Genomic DNA, 18,801 nt, shown 5'->3' on the forward strand with positions numbered 1-18,801 from the left:
GTTGCGATTCGCCCTGACGATTCTGCTGTGGCTGTTCACCACAGTCGCACTGGCGGTAGCGGTGCCGACGGCATGGACCCAGACCCATGTCGTCGACGTCAACGGCTACGCAGCGCTGGCCCGCCAGGCGGCCGGTAATCCGGAGCTGCAAACGGCGGTGGCGTCCGAGTTGGCCACCAGGGCAACGCTTCTGATCAACCAACGTGGCTATCGCGTCGACTCTGGGCGGGTGCACAACGTGGCTGTCGGCTACACCGCGGGCCCGGACTTCCCGTCGCAGTTCGCCGACGCCAACCGGTTGGCGCACGACTGGATGTTCACCGGCGCACACGCACAGTCCGAGGGTGACCAGTGGGTCGTCGACTTGGCCGGGATGCTCAAAGACAGCGCGTTCGCTTCGCTGCTGGCTGCCTATCGCGTACAAGTGCCCGACACCGTCCGCGTTCCGGTCACGGTGTCGACACCAAAGGCATTGCAGCCAGGCGAATTACGCCTGCTGGCCAAGTGGGGGCCGTGGGCGACGATCGGCGTGACGGCCTTGGCCGGAATCGGAGCGCTCCTGACGTTGGCGTCGGCACGTAGTCGCGGCCGCGCGCTGGCCGGTCTCGGGATCTCGGCGTTGCTGGTCGGCGCCGCGGGCTGGGTCGGCATCGAAGTTGCCCGTCATGCGATCAACGACACTCTCAACGACACCGCCGGCGACATCCGCCGTATCGCCGACGTGATGGTCGGCCAGGCCAGGGCCAGCCTGCACCATTGGCTCGACCTGTCGCTGGCCGCCGGCGCTGCGCTGGTGGTGCTCGGCGTGTCAGCCGCTCTGCTCGGGGGCCTGCGCAAGTAGGGCTTCGAGCTTTTCGTTGGCCGACTTGAGCCCCGCGGTGATGAGCCCGAACACCTTGTCGCGCACCGCTTGCGGCTTGCCCATCAGCGGGGCGTACATGTGTCGCATCAAATCCAGCCGGGCCTCGCCCAGCCACTCCATCAGCTCACCGTCTTCGAACCAGCGGATCTGGTTGCGGTGTTCGGCCAACGTCACGGTCAACCAGTCCACGTCGGTGTTGGGGTGCGGCACCGGCTGGCAGAGCTCATTGCGCGTCACGTCGTCGTGGTAGGCGGCTTCGACGTGCGCGATCATCCCGGAGCTGAACACCTGCTGACAACCCCGAATGCTTTGCAGGGTGATCTTGTCACCTCTGAAAACTGTTACCGCCGGACGCCGTTCGAGTCCGTCGGCGCTGCAGTCGATGTAGAGCGCCGAACCCTCGATGGATATCGCGCCCTCCGCCAGGGTCACCTTGCCGGGTTCGATGCGATCGACGCGTCCCATCCGCACGACATCGCCGATGCGCCGCAGCTGGTCCAGCTCGGTCCGCGTCACGTTCGCGCAGCGATACATGGTCGGCCTGATCGCCGGATCCACCCGCAGCAGGTTGCCGCTCGCCTCGAGTCGGTCGAACAGGTCCGACACCGAAGTGGCTTCCATGATCGCGGCCAGCCGTGCGGCGAAGCCGCCCTGGAACCGCTCCAGGAACTGCGGCCCGGGTTGGATGTTCGCCCGATCCATCAGCCATGCGTCGCGCGGCATGATCCAGGTCAGTCGTTCGGGCGCAATGTCGTTGCGCAGCAACCACAAACACGCATCGATCCCGGTTTTGCCCGCGCCGACGACGACGAACCGGTCGCGGTTCGCCACGAAGGCCGGCAGGTCATTGGGCGGCACGCAGTCGACCCCGTCGACGATGTAGGCAGGGGGTCGCATCGACGGCACGGTCGTCTGCAGATATGTCGCGTCGACGATGCGCTTCCGGACGCCGACGGTGTACTCGCCGCCGGCCAGCGTGCGGAACCGACCCTCGCCGAGATACTCGGCCATCGGAAAGTAAGACACCTGCCCGCTGGGAAGCAGGTCCTGATGCATGACGCGCTCGAAGTAGGCGCAGATCTCGCCCATCGTCGCGAGCTCGTAAAGCCCCTGGTTCCAACCGAGTTGGTCGATGCTGTCGCTGCCCAGCGCGCGGGAGTTGACGCCGTAATACGCCGACGGCTGATGCAGACGCACGAACGGGTACGCCCGGATCCAATGCCCACCCGGCGCGGGGCCGCGGTCGACGATCACCACCTGGGCGTCGGTCTCGGCCACCAGGGTGTCGGTGAACGCCATACCCATCGCTCCGGCACCGACGATCACGTAATCCGCCTCAAGTGTTTTCACACCCGCCACCCCCTTGCGGCCAGGCTAGCTCAACCGCAGTTTGGTGAGGATCGACCCGGTCGGCTGGACCGACCCCTTGCCCGGTTCCACGGTGAAAGCCAGCGTCCCGGCCTTGCCGAGATCGTTGAGCAGATGAGTGGTGGACGGTGTGACGGCGGCAGTGTCCATCGTGCCCGCGGACTGCGGCCCTTTGTCGTCGATCAGCCACATTTGATACACGGTGCCCTGCGACGGCGGCGGCACGTTGTTCATCACCAGCACACCGGCATTCATGTGCCGGGAGAAGAGCACCGTCGCGGTGCCGCCGGCGAGTTGGCCGGAGGTGGTGTGCACATCGGGTGCCGCCATGATCTGCTCGGCCATGGTCGGTGTGGGAGTCGGTCGCAGCGCGATCCCCGCGCCGAACGCCGCCAGGCCCACGACGATGGCGGCTGCGGCGGCCAGAAGCGCTGTGCGCCAGCGAGGTTGGGCCGGCTTTCCGGCTTGCGCGACGGCCAGTACCGCGGTCCGCAGCCGGGCCGGCGGCTCGGTCGCGGTCGCCGCGGACACCACGGCCATCGTCTCGCGAACGGCGCGCACCTCGTTGTCGAAGGCGGCGGCGACTGCTGTCGGCGCCGCGGCCAGTTGCCGCTCGACGGCCACCCGTTCGGCGTCAGAGATGGCGTTCAGCGCGTAGGGGGTCGCCAGCTCGAGCAGATCGAATGCGGACGGCTCGGTCATGACACACCCAGACAGCCGCGCAGACCGCGCAACGCGTCACGCATCCGCGATTTGATCGTCGACAGGTTGGCCGACAACCGTTGTGATACTTCGGCATATGTCAATCCGCTGTAGTAGGCGAGGTCGATGCACTGTCGTTGCACATCGGTCAACGAGTCCAGGCACTCGGCCACCCGGCGGCGCTCGTCAGCGGCGATCGCGAAGTCGGCGACCAGATCGCCGGGTCGCTCGACGGTGGCCGCGCCGTACCGCGATTCCCGCTGACCGGCCGACTGCTCGGCACGGACCCGGTCGACGGCCCGCCGATGCGCCATGGTCAGCAGCCAGGACAGCGCCGAACCCTTGCTGGAGTCGAAGGCACCGGCGGATCGCCACACCTCCAGGTAGATCTCCTGGGTGGTCTCTTCGCTGTATCCGGAGTCCCGCAGCACCCGCACGACCAGTCCGTAGACCCGCGATCTGGTCTGGTCGTAGAGGGTGGCGAACGCGTCGGCATCGCGGCGCGCCACCCGGTGCAGCAAGAAGTCCAGATCCTGTCGTGGTGCTGTCATCGATCGGTAGCCTATCGACTCCGCGACAAGTGTCGTCATTTTCGCGCCGATCGGGGTCGACGCGGTACGAAAAACGAAGTCCGTTGCTGGTATTCGGCGAAGCCCGGGCGGCCTTTCATGTACTTCTCGGTGAGTCGGGCGCCGGTGACGGAGACCAGGAAGTAGGTCATCAACGCAGGAGAGAGCACGGTGCTCAGCGACCACCACCCGGCGATCGTGATCAGCCACAATCCCCACCACACGCAGGCATCGCCGAAGTAGTTGGGGTGACGCGTCCACGCCCACAGGCCGCGGTCCATCACCACGCCGCGGTGGGCCGGGTCGGATTTGAACACCCGCAGTTGACGGTCACCGACGGCTTCGAAGACGACACCGGTCAGCCACACCGCAAAGCCGGCCCCAGTGACGGCGAGCAACGGTCGAGGTGTCGGTCCGATGACCGCCGAGAGTTGCAGCGGCAGCGAGATGAACCAGCTCGCCACACCCTGCATCAGGAAGACTTTGCGGATGATCTGGCCGACCGAGGCGCCGCGCAGGAGGTCGGCGTAGCGCGGATCTTCGCCCTGGCCCGCCGATCTGCGGTGGATGTACCCGCTGAGCCGTAGACCCCAGATCGCAACCAGCGTCAGCAGCAGCCACCTGCGCAACGCGTCACCGTCGCCGACGATCGCGGCGACCGCCGCCACCGCGATGAAGCCCAGCCCCCACGCCACATCGACGACGTTGTAGCGGCCGACGCGCCGCGCAACGCCGAAGGTGATCGCGTGCACCACCAGCAGTGCGACGGCGGACGCGCCGGACACCACCGCGAAGTCGACGATCACGGGGAGGCCTTGTTGACGAAAGTCCACTGGTAGACGTTGAGGTTGCCCGACCGGAACCCAGCCTCGCGAGAAGCCAGGTACAGCTCCCACATCCGCGCGAACACCTCATCGAAACCGATGTGGCCCAATGTTTTCCGACGCTGCAGGAATCTCTCGCGCCACATTCGCAACGTTTCGGCGTAGTGCTCGCCCAGCGACAGCATGTCCACCGGGCGCAGCGTGGTTTTTCGCTCCGCGATTGCCAGCAGAGCTTTGGCCGACGGAATCTGGCCTCCGGGGAAGATGTAAGTCCGTGTCCAGGTCTGCCGGTTCCGGGTGGCCAGCATCTGAGTGTGCGGCATGGCGATTGACTGCAGCACCACCCGGCCACCGGGTGTGACCGCCCGTTCGAGGGCGCGCACGAAGCCGGGCCACGAGCGATGGCCCACGGCCTCGACCATCTCCACCGAAATGACGGCGTCATAGCGTCCTGCGATGTCGTGATAATCGCACACATCGACCCGCACCCGGTCGGACTTGCCGGCCGCGGCGATTCGCTGCCGTGCCAGCCACTGCTGCTGTTCGGAGGGGGTGATCGACCGGACCTCGGCCCCGCGGGCGGCCGCGCGGATGGGCAGCTCACCCCACCCGGTGCCGATCTCCAGCAGTCGGGTGCCGGGGCCGACGCCGGCCGCATCCAGCACGCGATCGATCTTGCGGCGTTGTGCGTCGGCCAGGTCGGACCATGTCGCGGGCAGGCGGTCGAACCACGCGCTGGAATACGTCATGGTCTCGTCGAGGAATTCGATGAACAGATCGCTGGACAGGTCGTCGTAGTGCGCCGCGACGTTGCGCTGTGTCTGTGCGCGGCTGAGCTGCGGCGAACGCGGTCGGGGCCAGCGCAGCCCCCAGGGTGCCCACCGGGTCAGCGTGGGGGCCAACGCGGTCAACACCGCGACCAGGTCCGTGGACTCCCACTCGGCTGCCATGAAGGACTCGCCGAAGCCGACCAGTCCGTGAACTCCCAGCCGGCGGTGCAGTCGGTCTGGGTGGCGGACGACCAGCACGGGCGCCCCGGCGTCACCGCCGCCTCGCTGTGTGCCGTCGGGGTAGACCACTCGCAGCGGCAGGCGGGAGACCGCGCGATGGAACAGTTGAGCCGCGACGAACGCCGACGCGGCGGCGGCCGGTCCGGACGGCGCCGGTGCAACCGTTGGCCGGCGCGCTGAATCTGACGCCGTGGCAGGGTTTTTGCTGTTGTCAGTCACCGTGGGGCGGTAGAAGCGGATAGCCGCGTGGTCCACCGCCGACAGTTCATATAGCTCGTGCACACAACGGTATTCGGAGCGGGTGGCCTGTTGGATGACGCGAGCCGAGACCCAACCGCCGCACCCACCGCTCCGAATGACAGCTATGCGGGAGTGGCCCGTCGCCTGACAAAGGAGCTAGCGGAATGATGGACGTGCGAAGCAAAACCCTCGTGGTGAGCATGACTGCCCTTGCGGCCGTCGGGTTCTCGGCGTGTTCGAGTACCAAATCCGACACCGGGCAGCAGACCAGCCCGAGTTCGGCGATGAGTTCGGCGGCGCCTGCCATGACCGGCGCGCCGGCGGCCCCGGCGTCCGACCTGATCGGTTCCGGCTGCGCGGATTATGCGGCAATGCATCCGACCGGCCCCGCGTCGGTGACCGGTATGTCGCAAGACCCGGTTGCGACGGCGGCGTCGCACAACCCGCTGCTGTCGACGTTGACCGACGCGTTGTCGGGCAAGCTGAATCCGGCCGTCAACCTGGTCGACACCCTCAACAGCGGCCAGTACACGGTGTTCGCGCCGACCAACGCCGCATTCGACAAGCTTCCTGCGAGCACGATCGACGAACTCAAGACGAACGCCGACATGCTCAAGAGCATCCTGACCTTCCATGTGGTGCAGGGACAGCAGAGCCCGAACAAGGTCGACGGCATGCACAAGACGCTGCAGGGCGCCGAGGTGAACGTGACCGGCCAGGGCAACGATCTGAAAGTCAACGACGCAGGTCTGGTGTGCGGAGGGGTGCACGCCGCGAACGCGACGGTGTACATGATCGACACGGTGCTGATTCCTCCCAGCCAGTAGACGGTCAATCCGTCCCGATAGGGCAGTCCGGTTCGCCGGGCTGCCCTATCGCTGTCAGGTAACCCATCCAAGATGGTTGTGGCCGCGAATAATGGGCATGGTGTCCATCGCACTCATCGGTCTTGTCGGAGGCTTGATCACCGGAATCTCGCCGTGCATCCTTCCGGTGCTGCCGGTGATCTTCTTCTCCGGGGCGCAGGGCAAACCCGACGAGGTCACGGGCGACGGCGGGGTCGCTGTGGCGGTGAAGTCGAAACGTGAAGTCTCGCGGCCATACCGGGTGATCGGTGGCCTGGTGTTGAGCTTCAGCCTGGTCACCCTCGTCGGCTCGGCGCTGTTGTCGCTGCTGCATCTGCCCCAGGACGCGATCCGGTGGTTCGCGTTGGTCGCACTGGTGGCGATCGGCCTCGGCTTGATCTTCCCGCGGTTCGAGCAACTGCTCGAGCGGCCGTTCGCCCGCATACCGCAGAAGCAGATTGCCAGTCGCAGCAACGGCTTTGGTCTCGGTCTGGCGCTGGGCGTGCTGTACGTGCCGTGCGCGGGGCCGGTTCTGGCCGCGATCGTAGTCGCCGGCGCCACCGCCAAAATCGGCCTGCCGATCGTCATGCTGACGGTGGGATTCGCCGTCGGCACGGCGGTGCCGCTGTTTTTCTTCGCTCTCGCGGGTCAACGGATTGCGGAGCGAGTCAACGCCTTTCGACGTCGCCAGCGCGGGATCCGCATCACGGCCGGCATCGTGACGATTCTGCTGGCGATCGCCTTGGTGTTCAATCTGCCCGCGGCGCTGCAACGCGCCATCCCGGACTACACGCACTCCTTGGAGGACAAGTTCGGCGGCAGTCAGCAGGTGCAACGCCAGCTCGGCGGCATCGTCAACGACCAGAACAAGGAATTGTCCAACTGCGCCAACGCATCGGAGCAGCTGCAGAACTGCGGCACTGCGCCCGATCTCAAAGGCATCGTCGGATGGCTGAACACGCCCGGCGACAAACCGATCGACCTGCGTTCGTTGCGGGGCAAGGTGGTGCTGATCGACTTCTGGGCCTACTCCTGCATCAACTGCCAGCGTGCCATTCCGCATGTCGAAGGTTGGTATAAGGCATACCGGGATAGCGGTTTCGAAGTCATCGGCGTCCACACACCGGAGTACGCGTTCGAAAAAGTGACGAGCAATGTCAAGAAAGGCGCCGCCGATCTGGGCATCACGTACCCGATAGCCCAGGACAACAGCTACTCGACGTGGACCAACTACCGCAACCAATACTGGCCCGCCGAATATCTCATCGACGCCAATGGCGTTGTGCGCCATACGAAGTTCGGCGAAGGCGACTACAACGGCACCGAGAGACTGATCCGCGAGTTGATCACCGACGCGCACCGGGGAACCACGCTGCCACCAGCCGTCGACGCACCCGACACCACCCCGCAGAACGGGCTGACTCCGGAGACCTACTTCGCGGTCGGCAAGGTCGTCAACTACGCCGGCGGCGGGGTCTACGACGAAGGCCGAGCCGATTTCGCGGTTCCGCCGGTGTTGCCGGACGATTCGTTCGCCCTGCAGGGTCCGTGGACGCTGGATTATCAAGGCGCAACGGCAGACTCCGGCGCGTCAGGCATTCAGTTGAACTACCACGCGAAGAACGTCTATCTCGTCGTCGGTGGAAAAGGCAACCTGACGGTGACGCGCAACGGAAAGACGACAACGCTGCCGATCGACGGGCCGCCGCAAGCCCGCCAGATCGTTGCCGGCGACGCGGTGACCCGCGGATCACTTCAAGTCCGTCTCGACCAAGGGCTGCAGGTGTTTTCCTTCACCTACGGCTGATCACCAGTCCAGGAGCCGCTCGGCTCCGAATGACGTGCATGAACATATACAGCAAGTTGATCCCAGCGACAGGTCTGGCGGCCACCGCCGTCGGTCTCGTCATCGCCAACTCCGCACCCGCAGGGGCCGCGCCAAACCTGATCGGCGCGGGCTGCGCTGACTATGCGGCCCAGCACCCCTCCGGGCCCGCCTCGGTGACCGGAATGTCGCAGGTCCCGGTCGCGGTCGCCGCGTCGGACAATCCCGAGCTCACCACCTTGACCGCCGCGCTGTCGGGCCAACTGAACCCGCAGGTGAACCTCGTCGACACGCTCAACGGCGGCCAGTTCACGGTGTTCGCGCCGACCGACGCCGCCTTCAAGAAGTTGCCGGCAGACACGATCAACCAGCTCAAGACTAACCCCGACATGCTGAAAAGCATCCTGACCTATCACGTCGTTCCCGGCCAGCTGAGTCCGAATCAGGTTGACGGATCGCACAATTCAGTTGAGGGTGCACCGGTGAACGTGACCGGTTCGGGTAACGGTCTCAAGGTCAACAACGCCGGATTGGTCTGTGGTGGAGTGCCTACCGCCAACGCTCAGGTGTACATGATCGACACGGTGCTGATGCCGCCGAGCCAGTGAGCTCACACCAAGTCAGGGCGTGATGACGTGCGACGGGTCCGGGCGTAGTTCCGGCGGTGCCAGGCTGTAATCGCCGAACGGCCCGTCCCGGCGCGCGACGGCGGCCCGCACGCCCTCGGTCGCGGCGGTCTGGATGAAGTCCAGGGCGTCGGGGGTATTGCGCATCAGGCCGTCGAGAATGCCGCCCAAAACCTGGGTGGAGGCCAGCCCCATGTTCTCGTAGGCCTGGTTGACGATCAGCTTCTGTGCTTGTAACTGCGACAACGGAATTCGAGACAACTCCGCCGCGATCTCGGCGACCCGGGCTTCCAGTCGCTCGAATGGGACCGCCTCGTTGATCAACTCGACCTCGGCGGCCTGCACACCGGTCAGCGGCCTGCCGGTGAGAGAGTGCCACTTCACCTTGGCCAGGCTGAGCCGGTAGAGCCACATGCCGGTCAGGTAGGCGCCCCACATCCGGCTGTACGGCGTGCCGATCACGGCGTCCTCGCTGGCGATGACGAGGTCGGCGCACAGGGCGTAATCGCTGGCGCCGCCCACACACCAGCCGTGCACTTGCGCGATCACCGGTTTGGACGCCCGCCAGATCGCCATGAACTTCTGCGTCGGCCCGGTCTCCCGCGCGGACACCATCGCGAAGTCCTTGCCCGGATTCCAGCGGCCGTCGGTGTTCATCGCCTCGCCCCAGTGCGCGAAGCCGTCACCGAAGTCGTAGCCGCCGGAGAACGCCCGCCCGGCGCCGCGCAACACGATGACCTTGATGTCGGGGTCGCGCTCGGCCAACCCGACGGCGGCCTCGATCTCGTCGGGCATCGGCGGAACGATGGTGTTGAGGTGCTGGGGCCGGTTCAACGTGATGGTGGCGACGGATCCGGCGGTCGCGTACAGCAGGGTCTCGAAGTGATCGCTTGGCATGCGGAGAATGGTGTCAGCTCAGGTCGACCTGGGCGGTCGGCTTCGCCGCAATCAGTCCTCAGCGTGCCGTCGGGCGTCCCACTGTTCGAGGTGCGCCTGCAACTTGTAGAAGCCGACCGCGAACAGCGGGCTGACCAGCGACAAGGTGCCCACCAACACCGGGTTCATCGCGACGCCTCCGACCGTCCATGTTCTTCTCAGTGAAATTTAAGGTACGCCTTAGGCAACGCACATGGAAGCACAACGGCCATGTTTCGACTGAATTGTTGCGAAAAATATGCGCGGGCTTAGCCGCCCTCCGGAGGGAGCATCTGGAATCCGGTCAGGATGAGGTCGGTGTCGCGCGCGTAGCTGGGGTTGGTGGGGTCGGTCGACTGCACGGTGACGGTCGCGACGTAGGTGTTGGCGCTGAACGTCGCGGTCACCATCAGCGTCCTGACCTTCCGCGGCGGAATCCGGCCCATGCCCGGCGCGTCATAGTTCACCGTCTCGGCCTTGTCGCCGCACAGCGTCGTCTCGGAGCTGCGTACGTGTGTGGCGCCGAGGCGCTGCACCAGCGCCGCACGCTCCTGGTCGAAGATCGTTTGGTAGTCGACGTGTCCGCCGGGTACCGATTCGAGAGTGACCACGACGGTCGGCATGAAGTTCCTGGCCGTCAGGGCTTTGTTGCCCATCGTGAAGCGAATGATCTGCGAGTCGAGCATCGACGTGCGTTGCCACCCGGGCGGTTGCGGAATCTTGAGCTGCGGCTCACCGTCGGTGTGCGATTCGATGGCGGTCATCGGCGCTGAAACCGATTCGCACTCAGTGTTGTTGGAGGCCGGAGTGCCGGCGGCCAGAGTCGGGCTGCCGGTCACCACTCTTGTGCAGCCCGGCGCCGCGAACAATGCCGCCGCGGTGACCGTCGCACAGACCAAGTACGGCAACCGCATCGCACCACATCACACCTTGGCCGTTGGGCTGTCAAGCACCCAGCATCCGCCACAGGAACGAGAAACTCAGCGCGACCTTGAACGCGGTCTGGGAGTTGTCGGCCGCACCGGCGTGGCCGCCCTCGATGTTCTCGTAGTACCAGACGCGATGGCCCGCCGCCTCCAACGCCGCCGTCATCTTGCGGGCATGTCCGGGATGTACCCGATCGTCCCGGGTCGACGTCATGATCAGCACCGGCGGGTACTTGTCGTCGGCCGAAACATTCTGGTAGGGCGAGTATTCGGCGATGAACTCCCAATCGGCCGGGTCGTCGGGATTGCCGTACTCGGCGACCCATGACGCACCGGCAAGCAACAGATGGAACCGGCGCATGTCCAGCAACGGCACCTGGCACACCAATGCGCCGAACAGCTGCGGGTATTTGGTCAGCATGATGCCCATCAGCAGGCCGCCGTTGCTGCCGCCCTGCGCGCCGAGCTGTGGCACCGTCGTGATGCCGCGGTCCACCAAGTCGGTTGCCACCGCCGCGAAGTCCTCGGCAACAAGGTGACGCCCGGCCCGCATGGCCTGGGTGTGCCAGCTCGGGCCGTACTCGCCGCCGCCGCGCATGTTGGCGAGAACGTACGTGCCGCCACGGGCCAGCCACAGCCGGCCGAGTACGCCGTCGTAGCCCGGCGTGCGAGACACCTCGAAGCCGCCGTAGCCGCCGAGCAGCGTCGGGCCGGGACCCGTCGCGCCACCCGGGCGCACCACGAAGTAGGGAACCGCGGTGTCGTCCTTCGACGTTGCGAAATACTGTGCAACGGAGATGTTTTCAGCGTCGAAGAAGGCAGGTGCGGACTTGATCTGCTCCAGCGGTCCGTCGACGGGCCCGTGCAGCAGCCGCGACGGGGAATCGAACCCGCTGGAATCGAGGAAGATCTCGTCGCCGTCATCGTCGGCGCCGGCGATCACGGTGTTGGTGTTGGCCGGCACGTCGGTCACGGTGCGACGCTGCCAGCTGCCCGGCGTGACGATCTCGACGCGGGAGGCCACGTCGGCGAGCGTGACCATGACCAGCCGGTCACGGGTCCACGCGTAGTGGTTGAGGCTGGTGTGCTGGTCAGGGGAGAAGACAACCTGCAACTGGGCTGGGCCGGCGAGGAATTCGTCGTAGCCGGCCGCGAGCAGCGACCCTGCGGGGTAGCTCGCGGTGCCGGTGTCCCAGTCGGTGCGCAGTTCGATCAGCAACCATTGCCGGTGCACCGACAGCGATGCGTCGGTCGGGGCGTCGATGCGGATCAGCTCGTCACCGCGCAGCTCGTAAACCTGGTCGTTGAAGAAGTCCAGAGCGCGGCGCAGCATCGTCCGCTCGAAGCCGGGCGTGCGGTCGACACCGGCGGACACGACCACGTCGGCGGCCGCACCTTCGAACACCGTCTCGGCGGCCTCGAGCGGCTGACCGCGGCGCCACCGCTTGATGATTCGCGGATAGCCGGACTCGGTCAGCGACCCCTCGCCGAAGTCGGTCCCGACCAGCAGCGTGTCCGGGTCCTCCCAGGTGTAGCCAGACTTGGCCTCCGGCAGGGTGAACCCATCGGCGACGAATTCTCTTGTTGCCATGTCGAATTCACGCAAGACTGCGGCATCGGAGCCGCCGCGCGACAGGCCCACCAGCGCGCGGGTGCGCTCGGGGTAGAGGACGTCCGCGCCGGCCCACACCCAGTTCTCGTCGTCGGCGCGGGCCAACTCGTCGACATCGATGAGGACGTCCCACTGAGGGCTGTCGCTGCGGTAACTGTCCAGCGTGGTGCGCCGCCACAGACCACGCGGGTTGTCCGCGTCGCGCCAGAAGTTGTACAGGTAGTCGCCGCGACGGCGGACATAGGGAATGCGGGCGTCGGTGTCGAGCACCTCGAGGGCCTGCGCGCGCATCCGGTCGAAGTCCTCGCCGGCGAATTGCGCCACCGTCGGGTCGTTGCGGGTGCGCACCCAGTTCAACGGCTCATCGCCGAGGATGTCTTCGAGCCACAGGTAGGGGTCGCTGCCCTCATCACCAGCCATGACGCCCATTGTTACCGCGACGGTAGTGTGAGCTGTGTAACACCGTCTCGCGAGGAAGAGGAGTGGATTAGATGACCGTCTTCGCACGACCGGGTTCCACAGGGTCCCTGATGTCCTATGAATCGCGGTACGGAAACTTCATCGGCGGCGAATGGGTAGCGCCGTCGAGCGGCAAATACTTCGAGAATTTGACGCCGGTCACCGGTCAGGCGTTCTGCGAGGTGGCGCGCTCGGAGGTGGCCGATATCGACAAGGCGCTCGACGCGGCCCACGCGGCGGCACCGGCGTGGGGCAAGACCGCCCCAGCCGAGCGGGCCGCGATCTTGAACAAGATCGCCGACCGCATCGACGAGCACCGGGATGCGCTGGCGCTGGCCGAGGTGTGGGACAACGGCAAACCGATCAGGGAGGCGCTGGCCGCCGACATCCCGCTGGCCGCTGACCATTTCCGCTATTTCGCCGGTGCGATCCGCGCCCAAGAAGGTTCGCTGAGCCAGATCGACGAGGACACCGTCGCCTACCACTTCCACGAGCCGCTCGGCGTTGTCGGGCAGATCATTCCGTGGAACTTCCCGATCCTGATGGCCACCTGGAAGCTGGCGCCCGCGCTGGCCGCCGGTAACGCGGTGGTGCTCAAGCCCGCCGAGCAGACCCCGGTGTCGGTGCTCTACCTGATGTCGCTGATCGGCGATCTGTTGCCGGCCGGGGTGGTCAACGTCGTCAACGGTTTTGGCGCCGAAGCGGGCAAGCCGTTGGCATCGAGCAACCGGATCGCCAAGATCGCGTTCACCGGGGAGACCACCACCGGGCGGCTGATCATGCAGTACGCCAGCCAGAACCTGATCCCGGTCACGCTGGAACTGGGCGGTAAGAGTCCCAACATCTTCTTCTCCGACGTGATGGCCGCGCACGACGACTTCCAGGACAAGGCGCTGGAAGGGTTCACCATGTTCGCGCTCAACCAGGGCGAGGTGTGCACCTGCCCGTCGCGCAGCCTGGTGCAGGCCGACATCTACGACGAGTTCCTGGAACTGGCGGCCATCCGCACCAAAGCGGTCCGGCAGGGCGATCCGCTCGACACCGAGACGATGGTCGGCTCGCAGGCCTCCAACGATCAGTTGGAAAAGGTGTTGTCCTACATCGAGATCGGCAAAGACGAAGGCGCCAAGATCATCACCGGCGGAGAGCGCGCCGAACTGGGCGGCGACCTGTCCGGTGGCTACTACGTGCAGCCCACCATCTTCGCCGGCAACAACAAGATGCGGGTCTTCCAGGAGGAGATCTTCGGCCCGGTGGTCTCGGTCGCGTCGTTCAAGGACTACGACGACGCCATTTCGATCGCCAACGACACCCTCTACGGTCTGGGCGCGGGGGTGTGGAGCCGCGACGGCAACACCGCCTACCGGGCCGGGCGCGATATCCAGGCCGGCCGGGTGTGGGTGAACTGCTATCACGTCTATCCCGCGCACGCCGCGTTCGGCGGGTACAAGCAGTCCGGCATCGGGCGGGAGAACCACAAGATGATGCTCGACCACTACCAGCAGACCAAGAACCTGCTGGTGTCCTACAGCGACAAGGCGCAGGGCTTCTTCTGATGACGCCCCGGGTAGTGGTTACTGCCGCTGCCGCCGGGCTGCTCGGTGAGCTGCGAGACAAGCACGGCCCGTTGATGTTTCACCAATCGGGCGGGTGCTGCGACGGGTCGTCGCCGATGTGCTATCCGGACGGCGACTTCATCGTCGGCGATCACGACGTACTGCTCGGCGTGCTCGACACCGAGGAAGACGGTGTGCCGGTGTGGATCTCGGGGCCGCAGTTTCAGGCCTGGAAGCACACCCAGCTCGTCATCGACGTGGTGCCCGGCCGGGGCGGCGGGTTCAGTCTGGAAGCGCCCGAAGGCAAGCGGTTCTTGTCCCGCGGCCGCGCGTTCAGCGCAGACGAGAACGCCGAATTGAACGCCTCGCCGGTGATCACCGGCGCCGACTACGAGCGCGGCGAACGCCCGCCCGATCGCGCTCCGGTGGTGTCGGCCGCCGCCGATGCTTGCCCAGTACCTGCGGGGCGCGCCGAAGCGGTAAAGCGCTAGGAGCCTGTCGCGGCAGTATCTTTTAGGGGTGATACCGCTGCCGCGGAGTTGGCTACTGGCCAGTGCGATGTTGGTCGGCCTCGCCGCCGGCGTGCTGGGCGCAGCAGCCGCGTTGACCGTGGAGCACGCCCGCATGCGACCAGACCTGGCCATCGCGCTGGTGGTCGGTTTCCCCAGCGTGGTCGGGCTGCTGGTGCTCTTACTGTCACGGGCCCGATGGCTGACCGCGCTCGGCGTTTTCTTCCTGGCAGTGGCGCCGGGATGGTTCGGGGTGCTCGCGGTGATCGAGGTGGTGACCCGTGGCTGAAACGGAACGGCTGGACACCGAGTCGATGCCGCTGACCGAGCGCTACACACCGACTTTCGACACCGGCGTTCATCAGAAGGTCGAACCCGAGCTCATCGAGCCGGAGCCACCCGCTCCGCGACGCCGGTGGTGGCATCGGCGCTCCGACCCGGCGCGCACCGAGTCCCCGGCAGAGGTCCCGTCGACCGATGACCTGCCGGTAACCGACCACCACCACTACGTGAAGTGGTGGCAGTTCATCCTGGTGCTGCTCGCGGTGTGGATCCCGGCAGGCGGGATCGGTGCCGGGCTGTTCTATTGGTGGAGCCATGACAGCTCCAGGCACAAGACCGCGGTGGTCTTCGTCGTTCTGGTTTTCGTCGTGGTGTCGGCGGTCGCGGGCCTGATGCTGGCGATGGTGTCCGACCGGCCGCTGGTGTCCGCGCTGGCCATCGCGATGATCTCGGCGGTGTTCGCCGCCGTGGTGTGCGCCGGTCCGGCGTACGGCAAGTTCTACTGCGAGCACAGCCAGCGGCCCTGCCTGATGGGCGTCCTGCCGCACTGAGCAGCCGCGCTACGGCTGTGCAAGGCTGGCGACGTGCGCGCCGCTTCGATCGCCGACGTGATCGAAGACCCCGCGCTCTCCGCGATGCTCGCGGCGTTGGCCGGTGGCCGGGCGTTGCCTGCCGGTGAGCTGGCGCGCCTGGCCGGAGTGCAGCCGGAGGCCGCCCCGATGTATCTACGCCGATTGACCGACGCCGGTCTGATCAAGGTTCGGGTCCGGGGCCGGCACCGCTACCACGAGATCGTCAGTCCGGAAGTGGCGATCGTGCTGGAAGCCATCGCGGAGATCGCACCGCCGGCGCCTGTGCCCTCGCTGTCGGAAGCACGCACCTGCTACGACCACCTGGCGGGACGGCTCGGGGTGGAATTGCGCGACCGGCTGCTGGGCGTCGGGGCCATCCGCGGTCTCGACGACCGCGACCACGAGCTGACCGATCGCGGGCAGGATCTGCTCGGCCGGCTGGGCATCGAGCTGGCCGTACTGCGGGCCAGTCGGCGGGTGTTCGCCCGGTCTTGCGTCGACTGGACCGATCGCCGGGTGCATCTGGCCGGGGCGCTGCCGGCCGCGATCACCAGCGTGTTTCTCGACCGCGGTTGGCTCGCCCGCGGTCCGGGTCGCGCTCTGCGGGTCGACGACGCTTTCGACGACAACATCGAAAAATGGTTGGTGCCCTGACGCCGCGTGGTCGGCCACTAGGGTGGATGCCGTGACTTCTCACTATGACGTTGTCGTGCTCGGAGCCGGACCCGGCGGATACGTGGCGGCCATCCGCGCCGCGCAGCTGGGCCTCAACACCGCCGTCGTCGAACCGAAGTACTGGGGCGGCGTCTGCCTCAACGTCGGCTGCATCCCGTCCAAGGCGCTGCTGCGCAACGCCGAACTCGCGCACATCTTCAATAAGGAAGCCAAGACCTTCGGTATCAGCGGCGAGGTGACATTCGACTTCGGCGTCGCCTACGACCGCAGCCGCAAGGTCGCCGAGGGCCGGGTCGCCGGCGTGCACTTCTTGATGAAGAAGAACAAGATCACCGAGATCCACGGCTACGGCCGGTTCACCGACGCGCACACACTTGACGTCGAGCTCAACGAGGGCGGTACCGAAACGGTCACCTTCGACAACGTCATCATCGCCACCGGCAGCAGCACCCGGCTCGTCCCGGGCACCTCGCTGTCGAAAAACGTTGTCACCTACGAAGAATTGATCCTGACCCGCGAGCTGCCGGAGTCGATCGTCATCGCCGGCGCAGGGGCCATCGGCATCGAGTTCGGCTACGTACTCAAGAACTACGGCGTCGACGTGACCGTCGTCGAGTTCCTGCCGCGGGCGCTGCCCAACGAGGACGTCGACGTGTCCAAGGAGATCGAGAAGCAGTTCAAGAAGCTCGGCGTGAAGATCCTCACCGGCACCAAGGTCGAGTCCATCGCCGACGACGGCTCCACCGTCACCGTGACCGTCAGCAAGGACGGCAACACCGAAGAGCTTCAGACCGCAAAAGTGTTGCAGGCCATCGGTTTTGCGCCCAACGTCGATGGCTACGGGCTGGAGAAGGCCGGGGTTGCGCTGACCGACCGCAAGGCGATCGGGATCACCGACTACATGCGCACCAACGTCGACCACGTCTACGCGATCGGCGACGTCACCGGACTGCTGCAGCTGGCCCACGTCGCCGAGGCGCAGGGCGTCGTCGCTGCCGAAACCATTGCTGGCGCAGAGACTTTGCCCCTGGGTGACTACCGGATGCTGCCTCGTGCGACGTTCTGCCAGCCGAACGTGGCGAGCTTCGGGCTGACCGAGCAGCAGGCCCGCGACGAGGGCTACGACGTGGTGGTCGCCAAGTTCCCGTTCACCGCCAACGCCAAGGCGCACGGTGTGGGGGACCCCAGCGGTTTCGTCAAGCTCGTCGCCGACGCCAAACACCTGGAACTGCTCGGCGGACACCTGGTCGGGCACGACGTCTCCGAGCTGCTGCCCGAGCTGACGCTGGCGCAGAAGTGGGATCTGACCGCGACCGAGTTGGCCCGCAACGTGCACACCCACCCGACCATGTCAGAGGCCCTCCAAGAGTGTTTCCATGGCTTGACCGGGCACATGATCAACTTTTGACGCCGATGTGCCGGCGGACGCTCGCAGTCGTCTTCGCGTCGATCGTGGTTGGCTTCGCGGCGCCGGGGTGCCACGACTCGCAGCCCGAGCAGCCCACGCCCGGTCGGCCGGCAGCGCCGCCGCGGGCACCGCTACCGGCACCGCCCGCGCCCGAGCTCAACGGCTACCAGGAGGTCGCGGCCAACGATTACCAGGTCGCTGACCAGTACGTGGCGTTCCAAACGCCTGACGGGCTGACCTGCCGGATCGGGTCGTCGATCGGCTGCGACGGTGCGATCCACGGCACCCTGGCGCCGGCCAACGAGGTCGTGCTCAACGGCACCCCGGCGGTGGCGGGCGGCAGAGTCGAGCCCAGCGGCTTCCGGCAGACGGCCCAGCCGCGGTTTGCCGCGCCGCCCGGCGCCCCCCCGAAGCTGTTGCCGCCGCGGCACAAGATCGTCTATCAGGGCACGCAGTGTGCGGTCGACAGCGGCGCGATCACCGTATGCGCCCATGGGTCGCCGCCCGTGAGCTGGTTCGTGCTGTCGCCGACCCGCAGTGGTATCGGGCCGCGCATCGCGAATCTGCCGCCGAAGTTCCCGGACCCGCACGACTTCGTCGTCGACGAGCAGAGCTACACAGTCGGGTCGGGGGGCCGGAACATCTTCCCGTACTTCACCGTCGCGTCCGGACTGACCTGCAATATCTCCGTCTTCAGCGGCGGCGCGGTCGGGTGCGACGGGCCACTGCCCGGGATGGCGGAAGCGGACAGCGAGATCTACATCGACCTATCCGGTCGCCGGGTCGGGATGCGCACGACCGACACGCCCAGGTTCACCACCCACGGAACCATCAAGCAGCTGCCGGCCTGGCACCGGATCGACTACACCTACGAAACCTTCACCACCTGTCTGGCCGGCGGAGACGGCGGGGTGGCGTGTTATGCCCAGTCGCCCGATCATCCCAGAGGGTTTGTGGTGTCGGCGCATTCCGCCTGGACCTTCGGCGACTAGCCCGGATCCGCGACAGCGATACCA

19 protein-coding genes are annotated in these 18,801 nt (G+C 66.4%); 11 read left to right on the forward strand and 8 right to left on the reverse strand.

The window, feature by feature from the left end; translation table 11 throughout:
- Window position 1 precedes the first annotated feature (1 nt).
- Complete coding sequence (locus G6N27_RS19500; RefSeq protein ID WP_163779259.1) at window positions 2–841, forward strand: hypothetical protein; 840 nt, start codon at window positions 2–4, stop codon at window positions 839–841.
- Here the strand turns inward: G6N27_RS19500 and G6N27_RS19505 are convergent.
- Genes G6N27_RS19505 through G6N27_RS19525 form a run of 5 tightly spaced genes read right to left on the reverse strand, consistent with a single transcriptional unit; the run spans window position 809 to window position 5,554 of the window.
- Entirely contained in the window at window positions 809–2,212 is a 1,404-nt protein-coding gene (locus G6N27_RS19505; RefSeq protein WP_232064694.1) for an NAD(P)-binding protein, read from the reverse strand. The genes G6N27_RS19500 and G6N27_RS19505 overlap by 33 nt on opposite strands.
- Window positions 2,213–2,236: 24 nt before the next feature.
- Window positions 2,237–2,932 (reverse strand): anti-sigma factor, encoded by a 696-nt coding sequence (locus tag G6N27_RS19510; RefSeq protein ID WP_163779261.1) that lies wholly within the window; start codon window positions 2,930–2,932, stop codon window positions 2,237–2,239.
- Window positions 2,929–3,483 carry a sigma-70 family RNA polymerase sigma factor gene (locus tag G6N27_RS19515; RefSeq protein ID WP_163779263.1) on the reverse strand — a complete coding sequence of 185 codons (555 nt, stop codon included), beginning with the start codon at window positions 3,481–3,483 and terminating at the stop codon, window positions 2,929–2,931. The genes G6N27_RS19510 and G6N27_RS19515 overlap by 4 nt, the downstream gene beginning before the upstream one ends.
- Before the next feature lie 35 nt (window positions 3,484–3,518).
- Complete coding sequence (locus G6N27_RS19520; RefSeq protein ID WP_163782043.1) at window positions 3,519–4,289, reverse strand: DUF1295 domain-containing protein; 771 nt, start codon at window positions 4,287–4,289, stop codon at window positions 3,519–3,521.
- Between the two features lie 14 nt (window positions 4,290–4,303).
- The gene (locus tag G6N27_RS19525) at window positions 4,304–5,554 is read right to left on the reverse strand and encodes a class I SAM-dependent methyltransferase (RefSeq protein ID WP_163779265.1); all 1,251 of its coding nucleotides are present in this window, start codon (window positions 5,552–5,554) and stop codon (window positions 4,304–4,306) included.
- Window positions 5,555–5,739: 185 nt separating this feature from the next.
- Here G6N27_RS19525 and G6N27_RS19530 point away from each other — a divergent pair, with 185 nt between their 5' ends.
- The 3 genes from G6N27_RS19530 (at window position 5,740) to G6N27_RS19540 (ending at window position 8,853) form a co-directional block, all read left to right on the forward strand.
- Window positions 5,740–6,402, forward strand: a complete 663-nt coding sequence (locus G6N27_RS19530) for a fasciclin domain-containing protein (RefSeq protein WP_163779267.1) — start codon at window positions 5,740–5,742, stop codon at window positions 6,400–6,402.
- Between the two features lie 97 nt (window positions 6,403–6,499).
- Complete coding sequence (locus G6N27_RS19535; RefSeq protein WP_163779269.1) at window positions 6,500–8,227, forward strand: cytochrome c biogenesis protein DipZ; 1,728 nt, start codon at window positions 6,500–6,502, stop codon at window positions 8,225–8,227.
- Window positions 8,228–8,265: 38 nt separating this feature from the next.
- Window positions 8,266–8,853: a fasciclin domain-containing protein gene (locus G6N27_RS19540; RefSeq protein ID WP_163779271.1), complete on the forward strand. Its 588-nt coding sequence runs from the start codon at window positions 8,266–8,268 to the stop codon at window positions 8,851–8,853.
- 12 nt (window positions 8,854–8,865) lie between these two features.
- Here the strand turns inward: G6N27_RS19540 and G6N27_RS19545 are convergent, their stop codons facing one another.
- The 3 genes from G6N27_RS19545 to G6N27_RS19555 form a co-directional block, all read right to left on the reverse strand.
- The gene (locus tag G6N27_RS19545; RefSeq protein WP_163779272.1) at window positions 8,866–9,768 is read right to left on the reverse strand and encodes a crotonase/enoyl-CoA hydratase family protein; all 903 of its coding nucleotides are present in this window, start codon (window positions 9,766–9,768) and stop codon (window positions 8,866–8,868) included.
- A 287-nt stretch (window positions 9,769–10,055) separates the two neighbouring features.
- On the reverse strand, window positions 10,056–10,700 hold the full coding sequence (locus G6N27_RS19550) for an LpqN/LpqT family lipoprotein (protein ID WP_163779274.1): 645 nt from the start codon (window positions 10,698–10,700) through the stop codon (window positions 10,056–10,058).
- Window positions 10,701–10,731: 31 nt separating this feature from the next.
- Window positions 10,732–12,753, reverse strand: a complete 2,022-nt coding sequence (locus tag G6N27_RS19555; RefSeq protein WP_163779276.1) for a prolyl oligopeptidase family serine peptidase — start codon at window positions 12,751–12,753, stop codon at window positions 10,732–10,734.
- A 62-nt stretch (window positions 12,754–12,815) separates the two neighbouring features.
- Between G6N27_RS19555 and exaC the strand changes: the two genes are divergently transcribed.
- Genes exaC through G6N27_RS19590 form a run of 7 tightly spaced genes read left to right on the forward strand, consistent with a single transcriptional unit; the run spans window position 12,816 to window position 18,777 of the window.
- The gene (gene exaC / locus G6N27_RS19560) at window positions 12,816–14,339 is read left to right on the forward strand and encodes an acetaldehyde dehydrogenase ExaC (RefSeq protein WP_163779278.1); all 1,524 of its coding nucleotides are present in this window, start codon (window positions 12,816–12,818) and stop codon (window positions 14,337–14,339) included.
- Entirely contained in the window at window positions 14,339–14,830 is a 492-nt protein-coding gene (locus G6N27_RS19565) for a DUF779 domain-containing protein (protein ID WP_372512961.1), read from the forward strand. Before exaC ends, G6N27_RS19565 begins: the two co-directional genes overlap by 1 nt.
- A 28-nt stretch (window positions 14,831–14,858) precedes the next feature.
- The gene (locus tag G6N27_RS19570) at window positions 14,859–15,137 is read left to right on the forward strand and encodes a putative holin (RefSeq protein WP_163779280.1); all 279 of its coding nucleotides are present in this window, start codon (window positions 14,859–14,861) and stop codon (window positions 15,135–15,137) included.
- Window positions 15,130–15,681 carry a hypothetical protein gene (locus tag G6N27_RS19575; protein WP_232064695.1) on the forward strand — a complete coding sequence of 184 codons (552 nt, stop codon included), beginning with the start codon at window positions 15,130–15,132 and terminating at the stop codon, window positions 15,679–15,681. Before G6N27_RS19570 ends, G6N27_RS19575 begins: the two co-directional genes overlap by 8 nt.
- A 33-nt stretch (window positions 15,682–15,714) precedes the next feature.
- Window positions 15,715–16,356 (forward strand): ArsR/SmtB family transcription factor, encoded by a 642-nt coding sequence (locus G6N27_RS19580; protein WP_163779282.1) that lies wholly within the window; start codon window positions 15,715–15,717, stop codon window positions 16,354–16,356.
- Between the two features lie 31 nt (window positions 16,357–16,387).
- The gene (gene lpdA, locus G6N27_RS19585; protein ID WP_163779285.1) at window positions 16,388–17,785 is read left to right on the forward strand and encodes a dihydrolipoyl dehydrogenase; all 1,398 of its coding nucleotides are present in this window, start codon (window positions 16,388–16,390) and stop codon (window positions 17,783–17,785) included.
- 5 nt (window positions 17,786–17,790) lie between these two features.
- Window positions 17,791–18,777, forward strand: coding sequence for a hypothetical protein (locus tag G6N27_RS19590; protein WP_372512963.1), 987 nt, complete (start codon window positions 17,791–17,793; stop codon window positions 18,775–18,777).
- The last annotated feature ends 24 nt before the right edge of the window (window positions 18,778–18,801 follow it).

The organism is Mycobacterium cookii (assembly GCF_010727945.1).
In the GTDB taxonomy this organism is placed as follows: Bacteria; Actinomycetota; Actinomycetes; order Mycobacteriales; family Mycobacteriaceae; genus Mycobacterium; species Mycobacterium cookii.

Excerpts from the sequence above, each read along its gene's own strand:
- G6N27_RS19515 (WP_163779263.1), bottom strand. The coding sequence starts at position 3,483 with ATGACAGCACCACGACAGGATCTGGACTTCTTGCTGCACCGGGTGGCG.
- G6N27_RS19590 (WP_372512963.1), top strand. The coding sequence starts at position 17,791 with ATGTGCCGGCGGACGCTCGCAGTCGTCTTCGCGTCGATCGTGGTTGGC.
- G6N27_RS19540 (WP_163779271.1), top strand. The coding sequence starts at position 8,266 with ATGAACATATACAGCAAGTTGATCCCAGCGACAGGTCTGGCGGCCACC.
- G6N27_RS19545 (WP_163779272.1), bottom strand. The coding sequence starts at position 9,768 with ATGCCAAGCGATCACTTCGAGACCCTGCTGTACGCGACCGCCGGATCC.
- exaC (WP_163779278.1), top strand. The coding sequence starts at position 12,816 with ATGACCGTCTTCGCACGACCGGGTTCCACAGGGTCCCTGATGTCCTAT.
- G6N27_RS19565 (WP_372512961.1), top strand. The coding sequence starts at position 14,339 with ATGACGCCCCGGGTAGTGGTTACTGCCGCTGCCGCCGGGCTGCTCGGT.
- G6N27_RS19510 (WP_163779261.1), bottom strand. The coding sequence starts at position 2,932 with ATGACCGAGCCGTCCGCATTCGATCTGCTCGAGCTGGCGACCCCCTAC.
- G6N27_RS19535 (WP_163779269.1), top strand. The coding sequence starts at position 6,500 with ATGGTGTCCATCGCACTCATCGGTCTTGTCGGAGGCTTGATCACCGGA.
- G6N27_RS19530 (WP_163779267.1), top strand. The coding sequence starts at position 5,740 with ATGATGGACGTGCGAAGCAAAACCCTCGTGGTGAGCATGACTGCCCTT.
- G6N27_RS19555 (WP_163779276.1), bottom strand. The coding sequence starts at position 12,753 with ATGGGCGTCATGGCTGGTGATGAGGGCAGCGACCCCTACCTGTGGCTC.
- G6N27_RS19550 (WP_163779274.1), bottom strand. The coding sequence starts at position 10,700 with ATGCGGTTGCCGTACTTGGTCTGTGCGACGGTCACCGCGGCGGCATTG.